This window comes from Marinobacterium iners DSM 11526 (assembly GCF_900107855.1).
GTDB classification, from domain to species: domain Bacteria; phylum Pseudomonadota; class Gammaproteobacteria; order Pseudomonadales; family Balneatricaceae; genus Marinobacterium; species Marinobacterium iners.
This window is the reverse complement of the sequence record NZ_FNRJ01000001.1, coordinates 514,655-538,468: the sequence shown is the minus strand read 5'-3', so window position 1 is coordinate 538,468 and position 23,814 is coordinate 514,655. Positions and strand designations below refer to the sequence as shown.

Here is a 23,814-nt window from a genome sequence, read left to right as displayed (position 1 = left end):
GGGATTAGAGCTTAGTGAGACCTTTGGTAAATCGATTACTGACTTTCAGCTCTGCGCTGATGTATTTGGCTCCATACATAGATGCTAATCGACAGAATAATCATGATGAAAAGCGTCAAGCTGACAGGTCTCTGCAGGAAAATGGTTAGATCACCGCCAGCAATACCCAGTGCCTGCTGTGTTCTGGTCAGGAATAGTGGGCCAAGCACCAGTCCCAGAATGATAGGCACGGCAGGTATCTCGTTACGTTTAAGCACGTAACCGAAAATGGCAAAGCCGAGCGCAATCAGGCAGTCACTGAACTGATAGTTCTGGCTATAACTGCCGATAAAACCCAACACTAGAATAAAGGCGCCAATAAAGCGTCCACGTATGCGTGTCAGGTTCACAATCCACTTGGTGGCAAAGGTCAGATAGGTGAAAACCACCACGTTCATCAGCAGAAGCGAAACATACAGCCCGGAGATAAATTCCGGACGCTCAACAAACAGGGTGGGGCCGGGAATGTAGTTGTGGACCATGAACACAGCCAACAACATGGCCATGAGCGCGTCGGCAGGTATTCCGAACGCGAGTAGAGGAATCATGACCGATGCGGTGACGGCATTGTTGGATGTCTCTGAAGCGATCAGCCCCTCAGGTGCACCATCCCCGAACTTCTCCGGTGTTTTAGAGAATCTTTGTGCCAGCGTGTACGAAAAGAACTGCGAGCCAAACTCACCTACGCCAGGCAACAGTCCCATCACGACGCCCAGCGCGGCTGAGCGAATGACAGTAATTTTGTGTCTGAGCAGGTCAAAAACACCTGAGAAAAAGCCGCTTCCGGACAGTGTTGTTTCCCTGGCATCATTACCACGCTGTGACAGCAGGATAAATGCCTGCGACATGGCAAAGAGTCCGATAACGGCAGGCACAAGTGGGATACCGGAAAGCAGCCAACTTTGACCAAAGGTGTAGACCTGCGTGCTGTAAGACAGATCAAGTCCGATAGTGCCCAGAAAAATGCCCAACCCTAGCATCATGGCCGCTTCTACCACATGTTTGCGGTGGGCCAGCACCACAAAGATCATCCCCAGTGCCGCCAGCATGGCAAATTCGGCTGAACCGAATTTGCGCGCGATCTGAGACAGCATCGGCGCCAGCGTGATCAGAGAAAAGACGCTGATCAAACCACCGACGAATGATGAAGTGTAAGCAATGGACAGTGCTCTGCGGGCTTCTCCGCGCTTAGCCATGGGGTAGCCGTCGTACGTTGTCAGCACGGCTACCGGGGTGCCGGGAGTGTTCATCAGGATTGCGGGTATTGCACCGCCATACCAGGCGCCACCATAGACACCCAGCAGCAGTGAAACGCCGGGTAGAGGCTCCATGGCAAAAGTCATTGGCAGTAGAATGGCCATGACCCCGGCGGGCTCAAGTCCGGGAATGGAGCCAATGGTGACGCCGATCAGGGCCCCAATAATGATCGCCATGATGACATTCAGTGTGGCGACTTCATTCAGGCCTAACAGTATTGCATCCATGGTGTTCTAGCCTCTCAGAGATAGCGATTGGCGAAGTCCGCCATGTGATCGGGCAGCAGTGAATAGAGCCATACGTCTGGCATCCAGACGGACACGGCTACTCGGAAGATCAGCACCAGCGCGATCAGGGTACCGATGGTCGCAAGAAGCCAAGTTCGGTTAAAAAGCCGAGACAGCCACAGAAGTACGGTTACAAAAATGAACGTGGCAGGCACGAAACCAATAATGGGCAGTGACTTGATATACAGATAAAACAGTACGGAAGAAATCAGGGCGGTGCGATAGCTGTCCAGCATGTATACCAGACTTTCGATAGGGTTTTGCTGGAACACCGTGCTGCGCCACTTGTTACCGTTGCCGCAGGTGAGTTGAATCACGCGATATGCTGAGAAAACAGCCATGATGCTCAGACCCAGCAATGCCCCCATCATGGGCTGTGTATACCACCCACGTTTGGTTTCCACCCACGGGGCCTGTTCGGGCATCAGTACCAGCAGTACTATCGATGCGATGAGCAGAATCCAATAGATATCGGCTTTGACAGCAGTTTCGTTTGACACGGCAATCACTCTTGCGGCTAATCAATGTTGGTCGTAAAGACGAAGAGAGCAGGAAACGGCCTAAAGGGGGCCTGCCGTTTCCATCAGGGATTACTTGTTCATGAACTCAAGCAATTCTTTGGAGCTTTCGAAATCCTTGGCTATCATCTCTTCTGCGGCACTATCACCAATCCAGTAGATACCAGCCCCAGTAGTGTTGCTCAAACCTTTAATACGGTCAGATTTAAGTGCAGCCTGAGCGATTTCAGCCACTTTCTCTTTCACTTCAGTAGGCGTACCTTTTTTCACGAACAGGCCGTTCCATAGCGTCTGGGTAATCCCTGTTTGTTCGGCCAGAGTGGCAACTTCGGGGGCGATGCTTAAACGCTCTTGCGTAATGGAAGTCAGAAGTTTGACCTCTCCGGACTTCAGGCAGGACAGAATAAGCTGAGTCGTGGTATTGATGATGTCAGCGTCGCCAGTAGCCAGTGTTGAGCAGTTGTTTTCATCGAAGGCTGAGTCGGAGGCGATACGAATACCTTCCTGCTTGGCTGCTTTGAACGTGAGTGCGGTCGGCAGTGCCTGATAACCGAAATGCCCCAGAGAGACGTCGTTCGCCTGGGAGTACTTCGCCAATTCCTCCAAGTTGTTGTAGGGAGCATCTGCTTTTGTCGCAATGACGAACGGGTAATCCAGGAAAATGCCTACCGGCTCAAAGGTAGTTTGGTCGTAGGGTGCATTACCCGAATGGATATGCGTGGTCAGAATGTCAGCAACAAAGGAGCCTATGGTCTGACCATCAGGTCGTGCCTGTGCAACGTCCAATGCGCCAACGATGCCACCACCGCCTGGTTTGTTGATGACGGAAGCAGGCGTGCCGGTTTGTTTGGTCATCTCCTCGGCAATCATTCGGGTGATAATGTCTTCAAGGTCGCCAGGAGGCCAGGGCACAATAAACTTGACCGGCCGTTCAGGGTACTCAGCGATTGCTGGGGCGCTGGCAAGGATAGGTGAGATGGCCAGTGTAGCGATGGACAGGATTTTTGTTAGCTTTTTCATGGTGTTCCCTCGTAATTGGCAAGGTTTTCAGATCCGCCGGGCTACCCCCTCAAGGGGACGATCAGCACCGGAGTGGAGGTTTGTTGAATCACTTTCTGTGTTGTGGAGCCCAGGAAGATGCGCGATGCAGCAGAGCCACCACGGTCTCCCATCACGATCAGGTCGGCGTTTTGCTCCTGCGCAACCTTGACGATGACGCTGTCTGGTTTTCCGATTCTTACCTCGATCTGGGGTGGATGGCTTAGTCTGGCATCATCGGGTATTTCACTTTCCAGAAAGCCGTCAATTCGCTGCTCTATCTTGAGCCGGTATTGATCCATTAATTGGCCGGTATGCTTCAGCTGGGCTTTGGACAACAGGTAGTCGCGCACCATCTCATCGGTCTCTGCGACCAGTGGCTCTATGGCATGGAGGAAAATAATATGTGCACCGTGCGCAACGGCTTCTTCCACTGCCATACGAAACACAGGGCGGCTGCCTTCTGCAATGTCCGATGCATAGATGATGGTCCTTACTTTCGGCAGCATGATGTTGTGCCCTCTTGATAAATCGCAATGTGATTGATTACAGAACAATTAAGGTACCAACCATAGGGCTGATGTTGCTTTTCCCGGTAGTATCAAGCGCAAGTAAGAGCTCACAGTCGCGCAAAGCGGTAAGGTCTTGGGTCAACAATTGGCTCGACCTGAGCCAAAAGGTCCGCAGCCAACTGACCAGCAGCCGGGCCTGTACCAAAGCCATGCCCCGAAAAACCAGTAGCAATTACCAAGCCCGGAATGGCTTCGATACGGTCGATCACCGGATTGGAGTCCGGGGTTACGTCGAGCAAACCCGCCCAAGCTTCCTCAATTCGGGCCTCCTCAAACGCCGGCCAGGCTGCTTTAAGGTTGTTCAGTGCGTCCTGATTCAGGCCCATGTTGGGTGCCGGATCGTTGGTGCGCACCTGCTCGAATGGCGTCGTCGAATCGGCGTTCCAGCGACGCTTCATGGTCAGATCCTTGAAAAAGGCCTTGCCGAAACCGATCTTCAGGAAACTGCGCTGAGTGCGCAGCTGATCCAGATAGCGGTGACCGATCAGCAGATGATCCAGTGTTACCGGCGCATCCAGTTTGCCGCGCTGGGTAATGATGTAGCCGCCATCCTGGTGTTTGCGGAAAGAAAAGTTCGGACCGCCTACCGCGGTATCGGTAGGGCCTTCCATCGGCTGAGTACGCAGCACCGAGCAGATCAGTGGCAGCGTGGGCAGGGCTACACCCAGATTGCCCAGGAAACGGCGTGACCAAGCGCCGCCGGCCAGCAGAACCTGCTCGCAACGGATTTCGCCTTTCTCGGTGACGACACCGGCGACCTTGCCCGCTTCCAGGGACAGGGTACGTACGGCGCAGTGCTGAATCAGGGTCGCCCTTTTTTTCATGGCTGCTTCGGCCATAGCACTGGTGGCGATGGCGGGTTCGGCATAGCCATCGGAGGGGGTATGTATGCCCCCAACCCACTGGCCTTGGCCGTCGGGCGCCAGGCGATTGATATCTGCCACGTTGAGCAGTTTTGAATCCAGTGACAGGGGGGCGACGGACGTGTGCCAGTCTTCGTACATCGCCATCTGCTCTTCGGTCTTGGCCAGGAACATGATGCCGGCCTGACGGTAGCCGACAGTACGGCCCACGCGTTCGGGCATCTGTTGCCACAGCCGGTCGGCGGCTTGTGCCATGGGAACATCGGCCGCATGACGGCTGGTTTTGCGGATCCAGCCCAGGTTGCGGGAGGACTGCTCGCCGGCGATGTGGCCTTTCTCCAGCAGTACCACGGAGATGTTGCGCTCGACCAGTGCCAGGGCGGCCGATACTCCTACGATACCGCCACCAATGATTACCACACTGGCAGAAGACGGCAGTTCGTCTGATGTGGCGATGCGTTCCAGTGCTTTGGTCATAACAGTTGTCCTGTTGCCGGCACGACGGGGCCGAGGCCCCGAAGGGCGTTACTGAGCGATGGTGATCTCTTCGACGTCGGCCTGGGAGGCGCCACGATAAGCAGTCACTTCCAGTTCAACCTTGTACACGGTGGAGCCCAGCGGAGGGCAAGTCACGGTGGTCGCTGGGTTCACGCCACGGAACTTGGTGCCGATGAATTCCATGACTGCCGGTGTATCTTCCGGGTTCTGGATAAACACGCGGGACATGACAACGTCCGCCAGAGATGAATCCACGGCCGCCAGAGCGCGTTCAATGTTCTTGAATACCTGCTCGGTCTGCTCGATTACGTCTTCCGGGATCTCCTGGGTGTCCGGGTTGCGACCGGCGGTGTTGGACACGTGAATCAGGTTGTCTACGGCAACCACACGGGAGTAGCTGGCGATCTCTTCGAACTTGGAGCCGGTTTTGACTTTGACGATCTTGGTCATGGGAGTTGGTCCTGTATAAAACTGAGTCAGTCAGTGGGTCGGTTTTACTGTGTGTGACCGGCCCGACAAGTATTGGGTGTGCTTAGCGCAGCGCCGGTGTGTCCCAGAGGTTCAGCTTGACGCCGATACCCTTATCGAGTGCATTACGGTAGATCTTGGTAGCCCAGGCCACGTCTTCCACCGGCATGCCGCCAACGGACATGATGATGATTTCCTCGTCGTTCTGACGGGGGGGGGAGTCACCGGCCACGATGGCACCCAAGTCTTCCAGTTCGTCCTTGGACATCAGGCCGTCTTCGATCATGTCCATGAAACGCATGCCAATCAGCGGGATGACATTGTGTGCCGGCTTGGGTACCTCTTCATACCAAGCTTCGTACAGGCCGATGCTGTCCATCACCTTGCGTACGCCTTCACCGCTCATGCCGTCATCCAGCATGCAGCTGGCGGGCATGGCCAGATAGGCACCGGGCTTGACCCATTCGCGCTTGACGATCGGGTATTTGGAAGGATCGCCGACTTCGCCGGAGTTACAGTAAGTAACAATGTCGGAATCGCGAACCACGTCTTCGTCGGCGTTGACTACCTCAACGTTGGTGATTTGCGGATATTCTTCCTTGATCCAGGCTAGGAAGCTTTCCAGATTCGCCTTGCCACGACCTTTTATCTTGATGGTGTCGATGCTCGGGCGCGCGGCCATGAACGAAGCCACAGAGGTTTTACCCATTACACCAGGGCCCAGCAGTCCGATGACCTTGGCGTCCTTGCGCGCCAGGTAACGCGCGCCAACGCCCGGAATCGCACCGGTACGGTAGGCAGACAGCAGGTTGGCGGACATGTAGGCCAGAGGGGCACCAGTGTCGATGTCGTTGAGGATGAACATCAGGATGGAGCGAGGCAGGCCTTTCTCGCGGTTGGCGATATTGGAGCCATACCACTTCACACCGCAGGTCTGAAAGTCACCGCCCAGGTAGGCGGGCATGGCCATGAGGCGACGATCGGCAGTGGGTTTGGGCATGGTCGGAAAGGGGGATTCCTCAGGGAAAGTGATCATGGCGCCATGAGAGTCACTGTTGGGCCCGGCCATGCGATAGTCGCCCTTGTGAAGCAGCACGAACATCTCTTCCATCGTATCTACGCAAGCAGACATATCGGTAACGCCTGCTTTTATCATGTCCGGCTCGGACAGGTAAATAAAATCGATTCTTGTTGTTTCAGACATAACATCACCTGTAATCATGTGGTGCTGCTGCCGAAGTAAAGAAAATGTCGATTTGTTTCTTCGAACTTCAGAATTTCCTTGTTCCCGGCAGCCATTTCTTTCGATGCTAGCGGGGAGGGTGATAGTCGTATTGAATTTTTACGACATGCGAAAAAACAAGACGCAAGATAGAGTGGAATGATTCTTGCTCAGATATTGGAACCTGCATTCTGAGTGGTACTTATGATGTTAAGTGTTTCCAATGGTAGCAATCGTAATGCTTCGTTTGGTAACAGAATGGCGTATGCTCATGTTGAGCAGCCTTGGTTTGTACTGAACTCAGCAAAACACTATGACCTCGCCGTCAGTGACGATCCCGTCGTCTCTCACTGTTATGCGTTTGAGGCAGACCTCTCCGGTGGCTCGACATTCGCAATACCCGACGGCTGTATCGATATTCTCTTTGACTGCGATCAGACCAACCCGAAAGCCAAGGTTTGCGGTTCTACGTTGGAGGCACGCAGTGCAGGCCTGAAGCATGGCCACCGTTACTTTGGTGTACGTTACGAGTTAGGCGTGATTCCCGGATTTCTGAGCGTCTCTGCGGATGAACTGGTGAATTGTGAACTGAATTTACTTGATATTGCTCCTCGAATTGAGTCTGTATTTTCCCAAATCGTTACAGAGAACTGCTTTGAGGGTCAGGTGAGGCTTTTCGGGCGGTTTCATTCGGGGAAAGCCCCCCGTACACTGTCAGTGTTAACGTTGGAGGCCGTCCGGGCCATATGCGACGCAAAGGGCGATCTGCGCATTAAACAGCTGGAAAAGATCACCGGCTATACCTGCCGGACCCTGCAGAGACAGTTTCAAAGTGATATGGGAATGTCACCGAAAACATTCAGTCGGATTGTACGCTGCCAGTCCGCTGTGCATGAGATCAACCACCAGAGCAGTGTCGTTTTTTCTGAGCTGGCCTGTGATCTCGGCTTCAGTGATCAACCACACTTTCTGCGCGAGTTCAAAAAATTCGTCTCGGCCACTCCGGTTAACTACCAACGTCAGGTTAAGCAGAGCGCGTACTTGCAACGGATTCGTTACGCGTGAGCTAAAACGAGGCGCGGAACAAATATTTGCCCCCATACGGTGCGTTTTTTTGGGTAGGCTGCCTTGTACAGATAGGGTGGGCTGATTCTTATGACTGACCTACTGTTGCCTTGCCCCAGTTAAATTAGTGCCTGTTGATCAACTCCGGCAGGTCGTTGGTTTTTTTGTCTTCATGTTTCAGTCATAAACGAACCTATCATTAGCCCCTGATTTCCACAGAGCAGACTCAGCATAATGAACGTTTCGCTCGGTTGATCCATGACCGAAGCGGCACTGAAAACAGTCGTTGAAAATGTGGCTGCACCTCCCACCAAACCGGGGAAAATGCCGGTGGGAGGTGCGTTATCGTCAGTCTTTAAAGCCTAAGGACTTGGCCTGCTTTTCCAACAAGCTGTACTGCAACTCGGGCTGAGCCCCTTTGGGCTGCTGCAGCTTAATGAGATCCAGTAGAGGGTCTTCCACTTCTGTGCGAACCCCGGACAGTGCTTCGATGGTCGCCAAGCCACAGAAGGGAACATAACCTTCGGAATACCCACCCTCGTGAGCCAAAACCAAACGCCCGTCACACAGCTCTTCGGCCAGGGCCTTGGTCCTTTCGGTCATTTGGCGGAAGGTATCGCTGTAAGCGAGCATGCGTGCAAGCGGGTCAATACCGTTGGCATCGTAGCCACAGGCCACGATGATCAACTGGGGTTTGTACTGGCGTAAGGCCGGGGCGACCAATTCGTCAAAAGCGAACATGTAGGCGTCATGGCCACTGCCGGGCATGAGCGGAATATTCAGATTACAGCCTTCGCCGGCCCCTTCACCACGATCCTCAGCACCTGAGTATCCCGGTGGGAAGCAATTTGCCTGATGCAGGGAAATGCTCAAAACATCCGGGCGATCATAGAAGACCGCCTGGGTACCGTTACCGTGATGGACATCCCAGTCGATGACAGCAACACGCTCCAGGTTGAACATCGCTTTTGCCCGTTCAATGGCCACCGGGATATTGGCCAGGAAGCAGAAGCCCATGGCCTGATCCGGCAGGCAATGATGGCCAGGTGGACGGGATAAAGCATAGGCGTTATCGGCTTCACCTCGCATCACTTTTTCAACGGCAGCGCACACAAGACCTGCGGACTTAAGTGCGATTTCAAAAGTACCGGGGCCAACAGGGGCGTTGTCACCAAAAGGGCCGCCGCCGTTGTCGCTCAATGTCTTGAAATGTTCCAGGTAAGTCTGGGGATGGACGCGCAGCAAATCGTCCAAAGTAGCAGCTGGCGCACTGGAAACCTGAAGTGACTGGCTCAGGCCGGACACATCCAGCAAGTTTTTCAGGCGACGCTTGGTTTCTGGTGATTCGGCATGACCTGCTGCAGAAGGCGGCTGAATCCAGCCACCGACCGGCAGAATTTCCACATGGCTGCCGGCTGAGTGCCAGAAGCAGTGCTCATCAAACAGAAAGGCTGTGTTAGACATGTTCAGGTTCTCCAAGGGTTTGTTCGGTTTTACTTTGCAGTAGCAGAATCAGTACAAGGGAAAGGAAGGCCATCAGGGCTGAGCCTAGTAACACGGCCTGAAATCCGTGCAGCTCTTCAATCATGCGGCCGGCGACAAGAGGGCCCAGCGCCAGGCCGCCGCCAATCACCAGATTGACCAGGCTCATCAGCTGTCCATTGCGGTCGATGCTGGCGAGGCTGGCCAATATGAAGGGCAGGGCGAAGGTCCAGGCATATTTGAAGCCCAGTGCCGCCAGAGTGAAGCGCGTTTCGTCCGGCGAGCCGGTCAACAGCAGAATGCCGGCGATCATCACGGCATAACCGCCAACCAGCAGCAAACGAAAGCGCTTGCGACCACCCAGAAGCGTGGCGCTGAGGGCGCCAGCTATGCCCAGCAGTGAGGCCATTGCCAGCACATTGCCACTCACTTGTGCGTCGATATTGATGCTTTCTGCCAAGGCCCCAAGGAATGTCCAGACGCCATTCAGGCTGATATAGAACAGCAGGACTGCAAGCAGGCCCACCAGTGCAGGCAGGGACAGGCGCGCTGTTGTTTCCGCTTTCGCCGTGGAAGCACTCTGCTGCTTGTTGGCGGGCAGGTAGCGAATCAGCGGCAGGCACAGCAGCATCAGTACCGCGAGCACGGCAAAGAAGACAGCAAGCCCATAGTGGGCAAACAGGCTGGGCAGCAGGGTCAGGCCAAGGGCTCCGAGTACCAGCTGTCCCATCACCCAGCAACCATAGATTCGGTCAGGTTTGGGCAGCATGGAGGCTGTACCCATGCACAGAATCATCAGGGAGCCGCCCCCGAGACCACTGAGAATACGTAAAGGTATCAACGTAGAGGCCGAATCGGCCAGCATTGAGCCAAGATTCGCCAAAATGAAGACCGATGCAGCCAGCGTGCCGGCCAAACGCCAGTTAACGCGGGAAAGCCAATAATAGGCGGGTAAGCTGGCGAGGCTCATGGCGCCTAATTCAGCAGTGAACAGCGAGCCGATGGCAGCCGGACCCAGATGTAATTCGACACCCAACTGTCCAGCCACGACAGGAGCCATCATCAGCAGTGCAGGGGCGACTGCTGCTATCAGGGTCAGTGCCAAAATGGTCTTGCGGTTGTCTGTGGAGGTATGAACGTTTGTCATCTCAGTGCCTCCTAGTAGACGTGGGCGAATCGCAGCATGAGCTGGCTGCTGTCGAAGGTGTTTTCAGAGTCGACGTTGTCCGCATAGGTGAACATCACCTGATTGCGGCCATCGAACCAGTGACCGACTTCAAATCCCACCTGGGTATATTCCTGGCGTGAGTTGTCGACTCTGTTGCCATTGATCTCCAGCTCGCCACCCTGAGCGTGGTAAAGCCGCAAAGCGCCATAGGTGGAGGGAGTAAAGTCGTAGGAGGCAAAAGCCTGCAGGCGGTAAAGCGGGTCTTGGGAAAGAGTTTGACCGTAGTAATCGTCGTTATCACCGTAAAGCTGGGCTTCAAGAGAGCCTTCCAGTGTCCACTTGTCGCTGATACCGCGGGTGTAGTTGAGTAGAAAAGTGGCCCCCCAACGGTTGGCGCCAGCGGATACATCCGCAGTATTACTGTCGTAGTCGCCAATTGGCACAGTCAGGAGTGACAAAAAACCGCTGTACTCACGCTGCTCCGGATTATTCAACAGGAACAGGGTGCCGCCGATCTGGGCATCACCCAAGCCAGAATCACTCATGCTTTCGGTAGCGCCGGGCAATTTCGCCTTGATGCGAGCACCGGACAGGATGACCTGAGGTGTACATAGGGTGCCGCAGATATCGGTAAACCAGATGTGACGATATGCCATCGCCTTCACATTCAGTTCAGCATCCTTGAAGGTCCCTGTTTCTGAGTCGTACTGGCTGGCTTGTGTGATGGGCAGGTACAGAACGCCCAGCTGAGTGCCCGATGGAGCACTGTAAAAGTCCTTGGCGTTGGTATCGGCGGCCTGCACACCCATACTCAAAGGTAGGGTGGCTGCTAGAGTGGCACCGATCAGGCTTTTTTTCAGCAAGTCTCTTTTTGTTTTCATTGTTTTGTTTTCCTGGGTTGTTATCAGGGCGAGTGGAGGCCTCAGATCAAACCTGATAGTTAAAAAGTGGGGTGTTGCGGGTTGGGTTAGCGGTTTATATGGGTTTGCTGTTGGGCAGGTCGTGTAACAGGCGGCTAATGTCGGCTTTGCTGTTGATGTTCAGCTTCATGTAGATGGAGCGCAGATAGTAGCGAACGGTATTGGGGGAAATACCGATTTCACGGGCAATCTCTTTATAGGTACGGCCTTGGCCAAAGCGTACGGCGACATCCTGCTCCCGAGCTGAAAGCTGCTCGATCGGGAATAGCGGGCGCGCAATCAAGAGGAAATTTTGGCCACGTGCCTGGCAATCAATGGCAAGTGCTTGGCCTTGGTAGCCCTTAGGGGTTGGCGTAAACGGCAGTTGGGGGCCGCGCCAGTCAGGCCACTCGGTGAGCAACAAGTCGACTAATCCAGGCTCCGAACTCTGCAGTACGCCGTTGGTGTCTGAAACGGCAAGCGACATGGGGTTTTCTGTATTGGACTCCATGAAAACATTAGTGTTACGGATCTGGTTAATAGATGCCGCTGATAACAGGTGGGGCATCAACGATTGCATCAAGGTCAGCTCTATTGCAGAAAAGGCAGGGGCATTACTGCCACGGTAGAGGCTCAAGTGATTGATAAAGCCGGTGATCTCGTCACGGGAAATGGTACATATCAGTTCTGAAAAAGCGTACTTGTGTGCCAGCCACTTGAGGCCCTCAGAGATGTCAGGCTGGTCCATAGTCAATACAACGGGCTTGCCAGGTTCCTTGAATACGCGCTCAACGGTGTCGTCTTGTTTGCGAATGCTTTTCCAATCTTCAAAATAGCTGGCCGGTAAACCCAGTAAAAAGAAGCTTTGCAGTAACTCAGGCTCGTCAAATGAGGGTGTGCCGCGCCCCCACCAAGCTGACTGAAAAGGGATAAGGGGCTGGATACATTCCAGCATCGTTTGCAGAAAACGCTCCAGCGGTTCCTCACGGGCCAAACGGTAAAGTTCCAGCAATGTATGGCTGAATTGATTCAGCAGCTCGGCATTGTCGATGCGGGTGTGGGTTGGCATTGGGCTGGCCTCTTTTATGTTTTTTTCTTTGTGGGCGTGAGCTCTATCTCAGGCTAGCCGTTTTAAAGCGTTGGCAATACCCTGCAAATGCATGGGAGGCTTTGCAGTTATTATCCTCAGCGCATTGCCGAAGTTAGTTTAGTCAAAGTTGAAAGTAGTATTGCATGAGATATGGATGGACAAGAAGTGGGGCAAGGCGCACAAAACTTTGAGCGGGTTTTGTTACGCTTCGAATAGAAGTACTCCGTTCTATGACAAGCCTGCGCGAAGAACGGAGTAACTTCTGACTCTCGTGGACAAAAGCGTGAGGTTACAGAACGGCAAGTAAGTACAAGACCAATTAGCCAGAAACACAGTCTGATGGTCGAACACCAGATTTGACGAGCCTGTAAATATAACTATGTAAAGCGTCGAGAGTTGCAGCTTAAAAATTAAGCATGTGCTAGGTGGTGGGCTGTTTGGCGTTTTTGACGTGTTCTGAAAGAAGTTGAAGGAGTGTTAACTGTGTAATGTATTGATTTAACTGGTGCCCCAGGCAGGACTCTAACCTGCGACCTGCCCCTTAGGAGGGGGCTGCTCTATACAACTGAGCTACTGAGGCATTTCAAGGCTGTGGATTCTACCGCCAGCAGTCCAAATTTTCTAGGCTTTACCCAGCCTGCGTTGACCTTCGTAGCGGCCCTTGTCACCTTTCTGGTCATAAATGGAGTTGCCTTGGGCATGCCCCTGCAGTAATGCCAGCAGTTGGTCAGTATTTTGTTTACTGCGTACCAACGTCTGCTCGTTGCGCTGATTCAGCACGCGTACCTGTTCCAGTGACTGTTCCAGGCGCTGCCATGCCTGCTCCAGCAGTTCGCTGGCGGGTGCGGGCAGGGTACGGATGAAGACAATGACAGCATCGCGGTTGGTTTCAACCTGAAGCTTTGTCAGCAGATCGTTGCGCTCACGAATGTTGCGATCAAGTCCCAGCAGGCATTCCTGTTTCTGCTGGTTGCTTTGTTTGAGCTGTTCAAGATCGCGCGTCTCAAGCGCAGAGAGTTCTGTGTCGAGCAGTATCTGCAGCTGTGACAATAGTGCAGTGCCTTGGTCGATCAGGGCGCCAAACTGGATACTGATATCCTTGACGGGCTGGCCTGTCATCAGTTATCAGCCGAGTAAACTGTCAAGCTGCAGCATACGGTCGGCGATACGCTCATTATCGATCTTGTAGGAGCCATCTTCGATGGCTGCCTTGATCTGAGCGACACGGTTGCTGTCCACATCTGCGTTTCCGCTGTTTTCGCCCACAGAGCGCTGCAGCGCTTGCGCTGTATCACTGATACGTACAGTGTCGTCGCTCCGAGCAGGTGTATTGTCTGCAGGCTTGTTTCCGGTGTTGTTGCCGGTGGCCTGGGTCTGCTGCTCACTGACTTTACCTCGGTTGCCTGCCGACTGGGCGGGAGACAGGCCGGGAAAATCGATAGCCATTTTAAATTACCTCGCAATCAGTTCTATGCAAGGGTATCGGTCGCCCTGAGTAAAACTTTAAGGTTTTTTACATTAGTGAACTAATCGGCAGTATAGCGGAACAGGCCAGCGGCTGCTAACCGGTGATCATGGAACGCGAACCAAACCGCCGCCTTCTACACGTGCACGGATTTGTCGCTCTGAGCGATTGTTGATGACATCGATTATGTCGCCAATACGTCCGTCTTCACGTGCAGTTCCTTCGGTACGGATGACAGCGCCGCCTCGGGATGCCTCGATTATCACCAGATCGCCTCGGCTGACGGCGTTTGCCTGAGTCAGCATGCGGGGGGTGATCGGAGTGTCGGCGCTGATACTGATGCGGGCCTGACTTCCGACGACATCCTGCTGACGATAAAAATAATCACCTGACAAACTGGCAATATCGCGCTCCCGCAGCTGCAATTTTCCGGCGCTTATACGGCTGCCTTTGACGATTGGCGTTGCAGCGACCACAATCGCTTTATACTGCTTCACTCGGCCGGTGACAAAAAGGCTCCAGCGTGGAGTGCTGCAACTGGCTTTTGCGGTGATGCGCTCACCACTGTGGAAGGGCAGTGTTACATGAACGGGAGCTTCACAGGGTGCGAGTTGCAGGTGCTGATTGACCGGGTTCAGGCTGACCTCGACCCGGCTGTCTGGTACTTTAGACAACAAGTGTTGTTTAATGGCTTCAGTCACCTGCAAGTTGATCCGTGCTGCGGTATCATCTGCATAGGCCGAAAAAGGCAGCATCAGGATGCAGACTATGGCAAAAACAGTGGCAACTGGTGTTAAATTGATATTATTCACGCGGGTGTCCTGGCTTTCGAAGCCGGGCGAAACTCATTGTTAGCGACCTCGGGGTTGGTTAAATCATGTCAGGGATCCTGGATACTGTAAACCTGCGCACGCAGATGGTCGGTCAGAACCGTCTTGAACTGTTGCTTTTCGGGCTGGAAACCAATCAGCGCTACGGCATTAACGTATTCAAGGTACGAGAAGTGCTGCAGTGTCCGGATCTGACTGAAGTGCCGCGCCAGACCAGTGCAATCAAGGGGATGGCGCATATCCGCGGCGAAACCATCCCGGTACTTGATCTGTCTGAAGCGATTGGTCGCAGGCCGATCCCGGAAGAGGATCTGCCCAAAACCTTCCTGATTGTGGCCGAGTATAACCGCCGTACGCTTGCCTTCATGGTGCGCAAGGTTGACCGTATCCTGAATACTCAGTGGGACCAGATCATGGCCCCGCCGAAAGAGATCGGTAACGAGAATTACCTGACGGCTGTTTTCGAGTACGAAGGTAAGCTGGTTGAGATTCTGGATGTAGAACAGATCCTCGCGGACCTGTACCCGATGTCCACTGATGTCAGCGATGAAGTAGCGACTCAGGATGATCGCGCCCGCGCACGCCAGCGCCACGTTCTGATCGTCGATGACTCGGCCGTGGCGCGCAATCAGATGCAGCGCAGCCTGGAAGACCTTGGCGTGAAAGTTTCGATTGCCAACAATGGGCGTCAGGCACTTGATCTGTTGAAAGGGTTGGTCGAAAAAGGGGTGGATGTTGAAAGCTTTTTCCTGATGGTGATTTCTGATATCGAAATGCCTGAAATGGACGGCTACACCCTGACCTCTATGATCCGTGAAGACCAGCGTATGTCTAAACTGCATGTGGTGCTGCACACTTCACTGAGCGGCGGTTTCAATGTATCGATGGTGAAAAAGGTAGGGGCCGACGGATTCCTGGCCAAATTCAACCCGAACGATCTGGCCGGAGTGGTAGTCAACCGTATCCGCCAGATCGAACAAGGCTGACGGGGAGCGTCTCCGGGTGAGCAGCAGCTTTAGTATTACACCAGCGGAATTCCGTGAGTTCAGCAGCTTTCTTGAAAAAAGCTGCGGCATTCTGCTGGCTGAACACAAGCAGTACCTGGTCCAAAGCCGCTTGGGCAAGATCATGCAGCAGCAAGGGTGTTCAAGCCTCAGTGAGCTGGTGGCGCGTCTTGGCAGAGCGGGTGGCAACAGCCTGAAAGAGCAGGTGATTGACGCCATGACCACCAACGAAACCCTCTGGTTTCGTGATATTCATCCCTACGAAATATTGCGTAATAAACTTCTGCCTGAGCTGCATGAGAAAAGTCGCTTTCAGAAGCTGCGAATCTGGTCTGCGGCCTGCTCCACCGGGCAGGAGCCGTACTCCATCAGTATGGTAATTGACGAGTTCAAACAGAGTCATGCCGGAGCTTTTTCGTCCGGCGAAGAAATACTGGCGACTGATATTTCCACCACAGTGCTGGATCAGGCACGACGGGGTGAATATGAAATGCTGGCGTTGGGGCGTGGTCTGTCTCAGGAGCGGCTGCACCGCTACTTTGAGTCATCACCCACCGGTAGCTGGGGTATCAAACCCCACATCAAGAGCCGAGTGCGCTTTCAAAGCCTCAACCTGCTTGGGCCTTACAGTTCACTGGGGCAGTTTGATCTGATTTTTTGCCGCAATGTGCTGATCTACTTCTCGTCAGACGTAAAACTCGAAATCCTGCGCAAAATGCACAAGCAGCTGCGCCCGGGGGGGTATCTGCTGCTGGGTGCTTCCGAGTCTCTCTCAGGCCTGTCTGACTTGTATAAAATGATCCACTGCCGCCCCGGTATTATCTACCAGGCAATCTGAAAACTGAGCGGCAGTCTTGCCGCCCTTTGCCGCTCGGCATTATTTGTAGCGGTACAGCCTTGCCGCTTGCCGCTGTATATTGCCTCCCTGAAACTGTCCGAACTTTCCCAAACCCACCCATCATGGGTTTTTGCCGCTACTGGCACGTTGCTTGCTTGATTGTAGATATAGCAACCTGTAACGGATAAGCGGCAATGGCGATCAACTTTGACTCAGCACTGGGGATTCATGAAAACGCCCTGATACTCAGAGCGCGACGAGCTGAAGTGCTGGCCAACAATATTGCCAATGCGGATACGCCCAACTACAAGGCCCGTGATCTGGATTTTAGTGCCGTGCTCGAAGGTGAAACCGCTGGCGCCAATCTGTCGTTGAAGAAAACGGCATCCGGTCATCAATCCGAGTTTTTGTCACCGGATGCCGCGGCTGACCTGATGTTCCGTATTCCGAACCAGCCGTCAGTAGATGGCAATACGGTAGAGACCCAGGAAGAGATGGCTCGCTACACAGACAATGCGCTCCGTTATCAAACGTCCTTTCAGTTTCTGAACAGCAAGTTCCAGGGGCTGACACGTGCAATCAAGGGTGAATAAACATGTCGTTGAGTAACGTTTTCAACATCGCGGGCTCCGCCATGACAGCGCAAACAGTGCGGCTTAACACCACCGCCAGTAACATGGCCAATGCGGAAAGCATCAGTTCCAGCGAAGCGGAAACCTACCGCGCCCGCAAGCCGGTGTTTGCACTCAAGGAAGCTCAGACTGAACACCTGCCTGATCACCTGCAGACATTGGTGCCGGGCCAAGGCGTTGATGTTAAAGGGATCATTGAAAGCGATTCGCCCCTGCGCATGGCGTACGAACCGAATCACCCGATGGCCGATGAAAACGGGTATATCTGGTACCCGAACGTAAATGTGGTGGAAGAGATGGCGGATATGATTTCAGCCTCGCGCTCGTTCCAGATCAACGCCGATATTATGAATACGGCCAAACAGATGCTGCAGCGTACGCTGACGCTGGGGCAATAAGGTCAGTAAGAGGATAACGCCATGAGTAATGTAAACGGCGTCGGCAGTAACAACATCTACGATCAGATCAATCAGAAGAACCAGGCGCAGTCCAAGGCGCTGAATTCTCAGTCTGAAGAAAGTCAGATGTTCATGAAGCTGCTGATCGCGCAGCTGCAGAATCAGGACCCGACTAGCCCGGCGGATCCAGCTGACTTCATGCAGCAAATTTCCACGTTGAGCAACGTGGAAAGTATTCAAAACCTGTCCAAGACCATGGAAAACATGAGTAACTCAATGCTGAGTAGTCAGGCAGCGTTACAGGCTTCGTCGATGGTTGGGCAGCGTGCATACGTGAATACGAATATTGCCCAATTGCATCAGGAAGAAGGTTATGTGGATGGGCTGGTCAGTTTGGAGAACAGTGTCAATGATGTACGCATCACCATCTATGATGCGGGCGGCAATCAGATTGACCAAGTCAGTATGGGGGCGCAACCGAAGGGTGATCATAACTTTGTGTGGCAGGGCGGAGAAGGCGTGCCACCGGGTAACTACCGGATAGTGGCTGAAGTTCCTATGGGGGCGGACGGCGAGTACGAAGAGGTGGCCACCTACATGGGCTTCAATATCAACAGCGTCACTCTGGGGCAAAATGGAATTGGCATGAAAGTGAATACGGCCATCGGTTCCATTGACATGAGTGAAGTGAAACAGCTGGGCTAACCCAGTCACAGTCTAGCGAGGTAATAACAATGGCAGGTTTCAGCACAGCCGTAACAGGTCTCAAAGCATCTACAGCCATGTTGGATGTGGCCGGTAACAACATCGCAAACTCAAGCACTGTAGGCTTCAAGTCATCGCGTACCGAGTTTGGTGATATCTATGCCACTGCCGTTGTCGGTGCGGGTTCGTCCAATACCCCTGGGTCAGGTGTCACCGTGACCGATATTGCCCAGGATTTCAGTGCCGGTACCATTGAGTTCACCAACAACAACCTGGACTTGGCGATCAATGGTTCAGGCTTTTTCCAGCTTGATGATGGTCAGGGCAGTGTGACCTACACCCGAGCCGGTGCGTTTGAGCTGGACAAAGAAGGCTTTATCGTTTCCAAAAACGGGAAATACCTGCAAGGGTATGGCCTTGATGCCGATGGTAACAGGCTACCAATTGGCAACATGGCAGTCACTGAGAAAGAAAGTCCACCAAAAGCAACTGAAAACATCGATTTGTCGTTCAATATTGATGCGCGCTCTGATGCGGCCTCTCTTCTACCGACATACAACAAGGATGAGCCGGGTTCTTTTACCTGGACAACGACAGACCGTACTTTTGACAGCTTGGGTAATGAGCACACTATCAAGTACAACTTTGCGGAACAGCGCCCAGTCAAACAGGTGCTCAACTTTCAGCTTACAACCCCCACCAACTATCCAGAAATATCCGGTATCCAGCTTCAGGCAGGGGATTTTGACGCTAATGGAAGATTGATTGACAACTCGCCCGCGACAACTGGCTATGATGAACTGGCAGTTGCTGATGACCGCATCGATCTCTCGACGGTTGTATACGATACCGGCACGGGAGAGCTCAGCTTTGAATTGAAAGCGTGGGCGACGGATTCTGGTGATGTTTTGGTGGAAGAGGGTGGAGCCACCCTTGCGAACCTCAATACAGCGGTAGAAGACCGTTATCGTGATGCTAATGAGGTCCGCGTATATACCGTGACCCCGGGTGCAGGCAGCGGAACCATTTCTTTGGCAGGGGAAGAAATTCAGGTTTCAGCTGCTGATAATACAGCCGATGGCATTGCTGGGCTGATTGCGGCACGTGAAGCCCGTATATTGGAGAACAACCCTTCGATAGAATCAATACAGGCTACGACCAACGCTGCAGGCGACGTTATATTGCAGGTGCGCTTTAAAGCAGATGAGGGTGACATCACTCCAGAGCCTGGCCAGCTTAACGATCCCTATCCAGTAACTGTAACCGGTAACGTCACTGCTGCGCATGATGCTGATGCTTCAATCCAGGGCGATAACTCTTACAGAGGCTACTATCGCATGTATGCCTACCTGAACAATGAAGAGTTGCTGGATATTGGTAAGGTACAGGATCCGGGCAAGGGAACGCTTACTGAGCCGGGGCCGATACTGGTCCAGTTTAACCCCACCAACGGTCTGCTGCGAGAGATTAATGGTCAGGCGTTTCCGGCTGGTGGACAGGTACCTGCTCTTACCATTAAGGGTGCGGATCCAGCCAACTCTCTGACGGAAATCACACTGGATCTGACCGGTAGTACTCAGTTTGCTTCCGCATCCATCGTGAAAGGGTCGCTGCAGGATGGTTACACCAAAGGTGATCTGATCGGTGTGACGTTCTCAGCAACCGGGGAAATGGTGGCTTCGTTCAGTAATGGACAGAACAAGTCGCTGGGTGTTGTGGCCGTTGCAACCTTTGAAAACCAGGCGGGTCTGCAGCCGAGTGGTGATACCGAGTGGGCCGCCACGCTGGATTCAGGCGACGCGATTGTGAACCCGCCCGGAACAGGCTTGAACGGCACGTTGCGCTCCGCTGCACTTGAAGCGTCCAATGTTGATTTGTCCGAAGAGCTGGTGAAGCTGATTGAAGGTCAGCGCAACTATCAGGCCAACTCAAAGACCCTAGAGACCATGAATGCGATTACGCAGACGATTCTGCAGATCTGATCAGTGGTATATCAACACCACAAGCCGGGCTATATGCCCGGCTTTCTCGTTTATGGCACATAGTTTGCTTGATGCAAGGTAAAGCCAGTTAAAACGGCAAGGTTTTACCGGAGTAAACGATGGATAAAGTGCTGTATGTCGCCATGACCGGCGCGCGCGAGAACATGTATGCGCAGCAAGCTCATGCCAACAACCTGGCCAATGCCACGACCACCGGCTTCAAAAGTGATTTCGAGCAGGCCCGTGCCATGCGGGTGCTGGGTGAGGGCTTCGAGTCTCGCGTGTACTCCATGAGCGAACGCCCAGGAACGGATATGGACAGCGGTACGCTGATGCAGACCGGTCGCGATCTTGATGTGGCTGTGGAAGGTGATGGCTGGATCGCCATTCAGGGACCGGACGGCAACGAAGTGTATACCCGTAATGGCTCCCTGCAGATCAATGCCGCCAACCAGCTGGTGACGGGCAGCGGTTTGCCGGTGATCGGCGCGGGAGGCATTCCGATCATCATTCCGCCAGCCGAAAATATTACGATCGGCAATGATGGCACCATTACCATCCGTCCGCTGGGTGAGAATGCGGTCGAAATTGCATTGGTAGACCAGATAAAACTGGTACAGCCGGAAAATGGTCAGCTGTTCAAGGGGCGTGATGGCTTCATGCACACCGATAATGATGTGCCCTTGCCTCAGGCGCTCAATGCCCAGCTTCGTTCGGGCTATCTCGAAGCCAGTAATGTAAACGCCATCTCCGAACTGACGGCCATGATCGGCCTGCAGCGTCAGTTCGAGATGCAGGTCAAAATGATGAAGACGGCAGAAGAGATGTCTACTTCTGCGTCTGAAATTCTTTCACTGAGCTGATATTAAGGAGTATGACCCATGCACGGTGCCTTGCATGTTGCTAAAACCGGTCTGAGTGCACAGGATACTCAGCTCAAGGTGATTTCCAACAATCTGGCCAACGTCAGTACTGTTGGCTTCAAGAAAGATCGGCTGGAGTTTGAGGATCTGTTGTATCAGATCCGTCGCCAGCCCGGTGCGGCTACCGGTGAAGACTCAATGCTGCCCTCTGGTCTGCAGCTGGGCAGCGGTGTCCGTACCGTCAGCACCCAGAAGATGTTTCGTACCGGTGACATGCAGATCACTGACCAGCCTTTTGACGTGGCAATCAATGGTCGTGGTTTTTTACAAGTTGCCATGCCCAATGGTGACATCGCCTATACCCGCAATGGCGAGTTGCACCTTGATGGCGAGAACCGTCTGGTCACTTCAGAAGGCTACCTGGTTGAACCTGCAATCACCCTGCCGGACCAGGTAACCAATTTTTCGGTGGGCAATGATGGCACCGTGAGTGTAACGGTAGCGGGTGATCCCAACCCTCAAGAGTTGGGACAGCTGGAATTGGCCGATTTTGTTAACCCTCAGGGGCTGCAGGCAACAGGCCAGAACCTGTACATTGAGACGGCTGCAAGCGGTGCGCCGATTGTTGGCCTTGCCGGAGAAGAGGGGCGCGGCATCATCAAGCAGGGGATGCTTGAAGGCTCGAATGTGAATGCGGTCGAAGAGCTTGTGGATATGATCACCACCCAGCGCGCCTATGAGATGAACTCCAAAGTGATCTCGACCGCAGACGAGATGCTGTCCTATGTTAGCCAGCAGCTCTAATGACAGGCTAAGGTGAACATAATGATGACCAGACTTTTGCGACTGTGGCCATTGTTTGGCTTGGTGCTGCTGACGGGATGTGTCAATAAGGCCCCCAAGCCGGACAATCCCTATTATGCGCCAATTCAGCCCGCGCAGATGCAGCAACCCAAACCGGTGAATGGCTCTATCTATCAGGCGGGCACCGGAATGGATCTGTACAGCGACGGGCGTGCGCATCGTGTGGGTGACATTATCACGGTGGTCCTGACGGAGCGCACCCAGTCTTCTAAAAGCTCATCAACCGATACCGACAAAACCACCAATATCGGTATTGGTGTACCCAACGTATTGGGTCAGGATCTGACCCTGTTCGGCAACCCTCTCAGTGCTTCCATGAACAGCAACAGCGGTTTTGAAGGCACGGGTAATTCCGATATGCGTAACAGCCTCAGTGGCAATATTACCGTGACCATTCATCAGGTGATGCCCAACGGTACAATGCTGGTTCGCGGTGAAAAATGGCTGACCCTGAATCAGGGAGATGAATATATCCGCGTGAGTGGTCTGGTGCGGCCACAGGATATCGGACCTGACAACAGTATCGAGTCTACACGCCTTGCTGATGCTCGCATTACCTACAGCGGCACCGGAGCTACTCATGACGCAAACGTTATGGGTTGGTTGGCACGCTTCTTTATCAGTCCGTTGTGGCCGTTTTAAGAGCTTCTGAGGAGAACACCATGAATAAAATGTTTCGACTTGGATTGCTGTTACTGTCTCTGTCGGCCCTGCTGGCTGCTCCTGTGCAGGCTGAACGGCTGAAGGATATCACCAGCGTCGCGGGTGTGCGTACCAACCAGCTGGTGGGCTATGGTCTGGTAGTGGGGCTTGACGGTACTGGTGACAAAACCAGTTTTACCTCACAGACATTCCGTAACATGCTGAACAATTTCGGCGTGGCGATTCCACCCAATGTTGATCCGAAATCAAAGAATATTGCAGCAGTGGCGATCCATGCGGACTTGCCTCCTTTTGCCAAACCGGGTCAGCCGATTGATGTCACCGTTTCCACCATTGGTGATGCCAAAAGCCTGCGTGGCGGCAGTCTGTTGATGGCGCCGCTCAAGGGTGCTGACGGCAATGTCTATGCCATAGCACAGGGTAACTTGGTGGTGTCCGGTTTCGGTGTACAGGGCAGTGACGGCTCGCGCTTGTCTCTGAACGTGCCCAGTGTCGGGCGGATTCCCAACGGTGCGACTGTTGAGCGCACAGTGCCCAATGCGTTTGCACAGGGTGACAGCTTGATGTTCAACCTCAACCATCCGGACTTTACTACCGCTCGTCGAGTGGCCGAGCAGATCAATAACCTGCTGGGGCCTGATATGGCACAGGCACTCGATGCAGCCTCTATTCGTGTGCGAGCTCCGCGCGATCCGTCACAGCGGGTCTCGTTCCTTTCTGTGTTGGAGAACCTCGAAGTCCAGCCCGGTGAAGAAACAGCCAGGGTCATCATCAACTCCCGTACCGGCACCATCATCATCGGTCAGAACGTGCGGGTATCGCCGGTGGCCATCACGCATGGTGGTCTGACCGTTGCCATTACCGAAAATTTGGATGTTGCTCAGCCCAATGTACTTGGCGGTGGTAATACCGTGGTGACACCACGTACCGAGATTGAGATTGAAGAAGGCTCGGGCCGCATGTTCGAGTTTGCGCCGGGTGCAACCCTGAGCGACATTGTTGAAGCGGTCAATCAGGTAGGTGCAGCGCCCGGTGACCTGATGGCAATCCTTGAAGCGCTCAAACAATCCGGAGCGCTCAAGGCTGAACTGGTGGTGATCTGAT

At 53.6% G+C, this 23,814-nt stretch carries 25 protein-coding genes and 1 tRNA gene; 11 read left to right on the top strand and 15 right to left on the bottom strand.

Annotated elements, in window-relative coordinates; translation table 11 throughout:
• Positions 1-35: 35 nt before the first annotated feature.
• The 7 genes from BLV48_RS02600 to BLV48_RS02570 form a co-directional block, all read right to left on the bottom strand.
• Entirely contained in the window at positions 36-1,523 is a 1,488-nt protein-coding gene (locus BLV48_RS02600; protein ID WP_091822600.1) for a tripartite tricarboxylate transporter permease, read from the bottom strand.
• 14 nt (positions 1,524-1,537) lie between these two features.
• Positions 1,538-2,083: a hypothetical protein gene (locus BLV48_RS02595; protein WP_091822597.1), complete on the bottom strand. Its 546-nt coding sequence runs from the start codon at positions 2,081-2,083 to the stop codon at positions 1,538-1,540.
• 90 nt (positions 2,084-2,173) lie between these two features.
• The gene (locus BLV48_RS02590; RefSeq protein WP_091822593.1) at positions 2,174-3,121 is read right to left on the bottom strand and encodes a tripartite tricarboxylate transporter substrate binding protein; all 948 of its coding nucleotides are present in this window, start codon (positions 3,119-3,121) and stop codon (positions 2,174-2,176) included.
• A 41-nt stretch (positions 3,122-3,162) separates the two neighbouring features.
• Positions 3,163-3,648, bottom strand: coding sequence for a universal stress protein (locus tag BLV48_RS02585; RefSeq protein ID WP_091822590.1), 486 nt, complete (start codon positions 3,646-3,648; stop codon positions 3,163-3,165).
• Between the two features lie 110 nt (positions 3,649-3,758).
• On the bottom strand, positions 3,759-5,051 hold the full coding sequence (locus BLV48_RS02580) for an NAD(P)/FAD-dependent oxidoreductase (RefSeq protein ID WP_091822587.1): 1,293 nt from the start codon (positions 5,049-5,051) through the stop codon (positions 3,759-3,761).
• A gap of 48 nt (positions 5,052-5,099) precedes the next feature.
• A complete protein-coding gene (locus BLV48_RS02575; RefSeq protein WP_091822583.1) occupies positions 5,100-5,522 on the bottom strand; it encodes a RidA family protein in 423 nt (140 codons plus the stop codon).
• A gap of 82 nt (positions 5,523-5,604) precedes the next feature.
• The gene (locus BLV48_RS02570) at positions 5,605-6,744 is read right to left on the bottom strand and encodes an ornithine cyclodeaminase family protein (RefSeq protein WP_091822893.1); all 1,140 of its coding nucleotides are present in this window, start codon (positions 6,742-6,744) and stop codon (positions 5,605-5,607) included.
• Between the two features lie 222 nt (positions 6,745-6,966).
• On the opposite strand from BLV48_RS02570, the gene BLV48_RS02565 reads away from it, so the two are divergent.
• On the top strand, positions 6,967-7,827 hold the full coding sequence (locus tag BLV48_RS02565; protein ID WP_254774950.1) for a helix-turn-helix domain-containing protein: 861 nt from the start codon (positions 6,967-6,969) through the stop codon (positions 7,825-7,827).
• 348 nt (positions 7,828-8,175) lie between these two features.
• Here BLV48_RS02565 and BLV48_RS02560 read toward each other — a convergent pair whose 3' ends face one another.
• The 8 genes from BLV48_RS02560 to flgA form a co-directional block, all read right to left on the bottom strand.
• A complete protein-coding gene (locus BLV48_RS02560) occupies positions 8,176-9,291 on the bottom strand; it encodes a class II histone deacetylase (protein ID WP_091822580.1) in 1,116 nt (371 codons plus the stop codon).
• Complete coding sequence (locus BLV48_RS02555) at positions 9,284-10,456, bottom strand: MFS transporter (protein ID WP_091822577.1); 1,173 nt, start codon at positions 10,454-10,456, stop codon at positions 9,284-9,286. Before BLV48_RS02555 ends, BLV48_RS02560 begins: the two co-directional genes overlap by 8 nt.
• 11 nt (positions 10,457-10,467) lie before the next feature.
• On the bottom strand, positions 10,468-11,358 hold the full coding sequence (locus BLV48_RS02550; RefSeq protein WP_091822574.1) for a transporter: 891 nt from the start codon (positions 11,356-11,358) through the stop codon (positions 10,468-10,470).
• Between the two features lie 94 nt (positions 11,359-11,452).
• Positions 11,453-12,445: a helix-turn-helix transcriptional regulator gene (locus BLV48_RS02545; protein WP_091822571.1), complete on the bottom strand. Its 993-nt coding sequence runs from the start codon at positions 12,443-12,445 to the stop codon at positions 11,453-11,455.
• A gap of 524 nt (positions 12,446-12,969) precedes the next feature.
• Positions 12,970-13,046: transfer RNA gene (locus tag BLV48_RS02540), tRNA-Arg, on the bottom strand.
• A 41-nt stretch (positions 13,047-13,087) separates the two neighbouring features.
• Positions 13,088-13,585, bottom strand: a complete 498-nt coding sequence (locus BLV48_RS02535) for a flagella synthesis protein FlgN (protein ID WP_091822568.1) — start codon at positions 13,583-13,585, stop codon at positions 13,088-13,090.
• A 6-nt stretch (positions 13,586-13,591) separates the two neighbouring features.
• Positions 13,592-13,912: a flagellar biosynthesis anti-sigma factor FlgM gene (gene flgM / locus BLV48_RS02530; protein WP_091822566.1), complete on the bottom strand. Its 321-nt coding sequence runs from the start codon at positions 13,910-13,912 to the stop codon at positions 13,592-13,594.
• 126 nt (positions 13,913-14,038) lie between these two features.
• Positions 14,039-14,743, bottom strand: a complete 705-nt coding sequence (gene flgA, locus BLV48_RS02525) for a flagellar basal body P-ring formation chaperone FlgA (protein WP_091822563.1) — start codon at positions 14,741-14,743, stop codon at positions 14,039-14,041.
• Between the two features lie 65 nt (positions 14,744-14,808).
• On the opposite strand from flgA, the gene BLV48_RS02520 reads away from it, so the two are divergent.
• The 10 genes from BLV48_RS02520 to BLV48_RS02475 all read left to right on the top strand — a co-directional run bounded on the left by BLV48_RS02520 (position 14,809) and on the right by BLV48_RS02475 (position 23,813).
• On the top strand, positions 14,809-15,747 hold the full coding sequence (locus BLV48_RS02520) for a chemotaxis protein CheV (RefSeq protein WP_091822560.1): 939 nt from the start codon (positions 14,809-14,811) through the stop codon (positions 15,745-15,747).
• Positions 15,748-15,763: 16 nt separating this feature from the next.
• A complete protein-coding gene (locus BLV48_RS02515; RefSeq protein WP_091822558.1) occupies positions 15,764-16,603 on the top strand; it encodes a CheR family methyltransferase in 840 nt (279 codons plus the stop codon).
• Between the two features lie 194 nt (positions 16,604-16,797).
• Positions 16,798-17,196 (top strand): flagellar basal body rod protein FlgB, encoded by a 399-nt coding sequence (gene flgB / locus BLV48_RS02510; RefSeq protein ID WP_091822555.1) that lies wholly within the window; start codon positions 16,798-16,800, stop codon positions 17,194-17,196.
• Between the two features lie 2 nt (positions 17,197-17,198).
• Complete coding sequence (gene flgC / locus BLV48_RS02505) at positions 17,199-17,633, top strand: flagellar basal body rod protein FlgC (RefSeq protein WP_091822552.1); 435 nt, start codon at positions 17,199-17,201, stop codon at positions 17,631-17,633.
• Positions 17,634-17,654: 21 nt separating this feature from the next.
• A complete protein-coding gene (locus BLV48_RS02500; RefSeq protein ID WP_091822550.1) occupies positions 17,655-18,338 on the top strand; it encodes a flagellar hook capping FlgD N-terminal domain-containing protein in 684 nt (227 codons plus the stop codon).
• Positions 18,339-18,367: 29 nt separating this feature from the next.
• Complete coding sequence (locus tag BLV48_RS02495; protein WP_091822547.1) at positions 18,368-20,320, top strand: flagellar hook protein FlgE; 1,953 nt, start codon at positions 18,368-18,370, stop codon at positions 20,318-20,320.
• Between the two features lie 119 nt (positions 20,321-20,439).
• Positions 20,440-21,183 carry a flagellar basal-body rod protein FlgF gene (gene flgF / locus BLV48_RS02490; RefSeq protein WP_091822545.1) on the top strand — a complete coding sequence of 248 codons (744 nt, stop codon included), beginning with the start codon at positions 20,440-20,442 and terminating at the stop codon, positions 21,181-21,183.
• Positions 21,184-21,201: 18 nt separating this feature from the next.
• Positions 21,202-21,987, top strand: a complete 786-nt coding sequence (gene flgG, locus BLV48_RS02485) for a flagellar basal-body rod protein FlgG (RefSeq protein ID WP_091822542.1) — start codon at positions 21,202-21,204, stop codon at positions 21,985-21,987.
• 21 nt (positions 21,988-22,008) lie between these two features.
• On the top strand, positions 22,009-22,689 hold the full coding sequence (flgH, locus tag BLV48_RS02480; RefSeq protein ID WP_340147925.1) for a flagellar basal body L-ring protein FlgH: 681 nt from the start codon (positions 22,009-22,011) through the stop codon (positions 22,687-22,689).
• A 29-nt stretch (positions 22,690-22,718) separates the two neighbouring features.
• Positions 22,719-23,813: a flagellar basal body P-ring protein FlgI gene (locus BLV48_RS02475; RefSeq protein ID WP_091822883.1), complete on the top strand. Its 1,095-nt coding sequence runs from the start codon at positions 22,719-22,721 to the stop codon at positions 23,811-23,813.
• The last annotated feature ends 1 nt before the right edge of the window (position 23,814 follow it).

Excerpts from the sequence above, each read along its gene's own strand:
- BLV48_RS02550 (WP_091822574.1), bottom strand. The coding sequence starts at position 11,358 with ATGAAAACAAAAAGAGACTTGCTGAAAAAAAGCCTGATCGGTGCCACT.
- BLV48_RS02560 (WP_091822580.1), bottom strand. The coding sequence starts at position 9,291 with ATGTCTAACACAGCCTTTCTGTTTGATGAGCACTGCTTCTGGCACTCA.
- flgB (WP_091822555.1), top strand. The coding sequence starts at position 16,798 with ATGGCGATCAACTTTGACTCAGCACTGGGGATTCATGAAAACGCCCTG.
- BLV48_RS02575 (WP_091822583.1), bottom strand. The coding sequence starts at position 5,522 with ATGACCAAGATCGTCAAAGTCAAAACCGGCTCCAAGTTCGAAGAGATC.
- flgH (WP_340147925.1), top strand. The coding sequence starts at position 22,009 with ATGATGACCAGACTTTTGCGACTGTGGCCATTGTTTGGCTTGGTGCTG.
- flgF (WP_091822545.1), top strand. The coding sequence starts at position 20,440 with ATGGATAAAGTGCTGTATGTCGCCATGACCGGCGCGCGCGAGAACATG.
- flgC (WP_091822552.1), top strand. The coding sequence starts at position 17,199 with ATGTCGTTGAGTAACGTTTTCAACATCGCGGGCTCCGCCATGACAGCG.
- BLV48_RS02500 (WP_091822550.1), top strand. The coding sequence starts at position 17,655 with ATGAGTAATGTAAACGGCGTCGGCAGTAACAACATCTACGATCAGATC.
- BLV48_RS02590 (WP_091822593.1), bottom strand. The coding sequence starts at position 3,121 with ATGAAAAAGCTAACAAAAATCCTGTCCATCGCTACACTGGCCATCTCA.
- BLV48_RS02570 (WP_091822893.1), bottom strand. The coding sequence starts at position 6,744 with ATGTCTGAAACAACAAGAATCGATTTTATTTACCTGTCCGAGCCGGAC.
- BLV48_RS02545 (WP_091822571.1), bottom strand. The coding sequence starts at position 12,445 with ATGCCAACCCACACCCGCATCGACAATGCCGAGCTGCTGAATCAATTC.
- flgM (WP_091822566.1), bottom strand. The coding sequence starts at position 13,912 with ATGGCTATCGATTTTCCCGGCCTGTCTCCCGCCCAGTCGGCAGGCAAC.
- BLV48_RS02580 (WP_091822587.1), bottom strand. The coding sequence starts at position 5,051 with ATGACCAAAGCACTGGAACGCATCGCCACATCAGACGAACTGCCGTCT.
- BLV48_RS02495 (WP_091822547.1), top strand. The coding sequence starts at position 18,368 with ATGGCAGGTTTCAGCACAGCCGTAACAGGTCTCAAAGCATCTACAGCC.
- BLV48_RS02565 (WP_254774950.1), top strand. The coding sequence starts at position 6,967 with ATGATGTTAAGTGTTTCCAATGGTAGCAATCGTAATGCTTCGTTTGGT.
- BLV48_RS02520 (WP_091822560.1), top strand. The coding sequence starts at position 14,809 with ATGTCAGGGATCCTGGATACTGTAAACCTGCGCACGCAGATGGTCGGT.
- BLV48_RS02600 (WP_091822600.1), bottom strand. The coding sequence starts at position 1,523 with ATGGATGCAATACTGTTAGGCCTGAATGAAGTCGCCACACTGAATGTC.
- BLV48_RS02585 (WP_091822590.1), bottom strand. The coding sequence starts at position 3,648 with ATGCTGCCGAAAGTAAGGACCATCATCTATGCATCGGACATTGCAGAA.
- flgG (WP_091822542.1), top strand. The coding sequence starts at position 21,202 with ATGCACGGTGCCTTGCATGTTGCTAAAACCGGTCTGAGTGCACAGGAT.
- BLV48_RS02535 (WP_091822568.1), bottom strand. The coding sequence starts at position 13,585 with ATGACAGGCCAGCCCGTCAAGGATATCAGTATCCAGTTTGGCGCCCTG.
- BLV48_RS02555 (WP_091822577.1), bottom strand. The coding sequence starts at position 10,456 with ATGACAAACGTTCATACCTCCACAGACAACCGCAAGACCATTTTGGCA.
- BLV48_RS02475 (WP_091822883.1), top strand. The coding sequence starts at position 22,719 with ATGTTTCGACTTGGATTGCTGTTACTGTCTCTGTCGGCCCTGCTGGCT.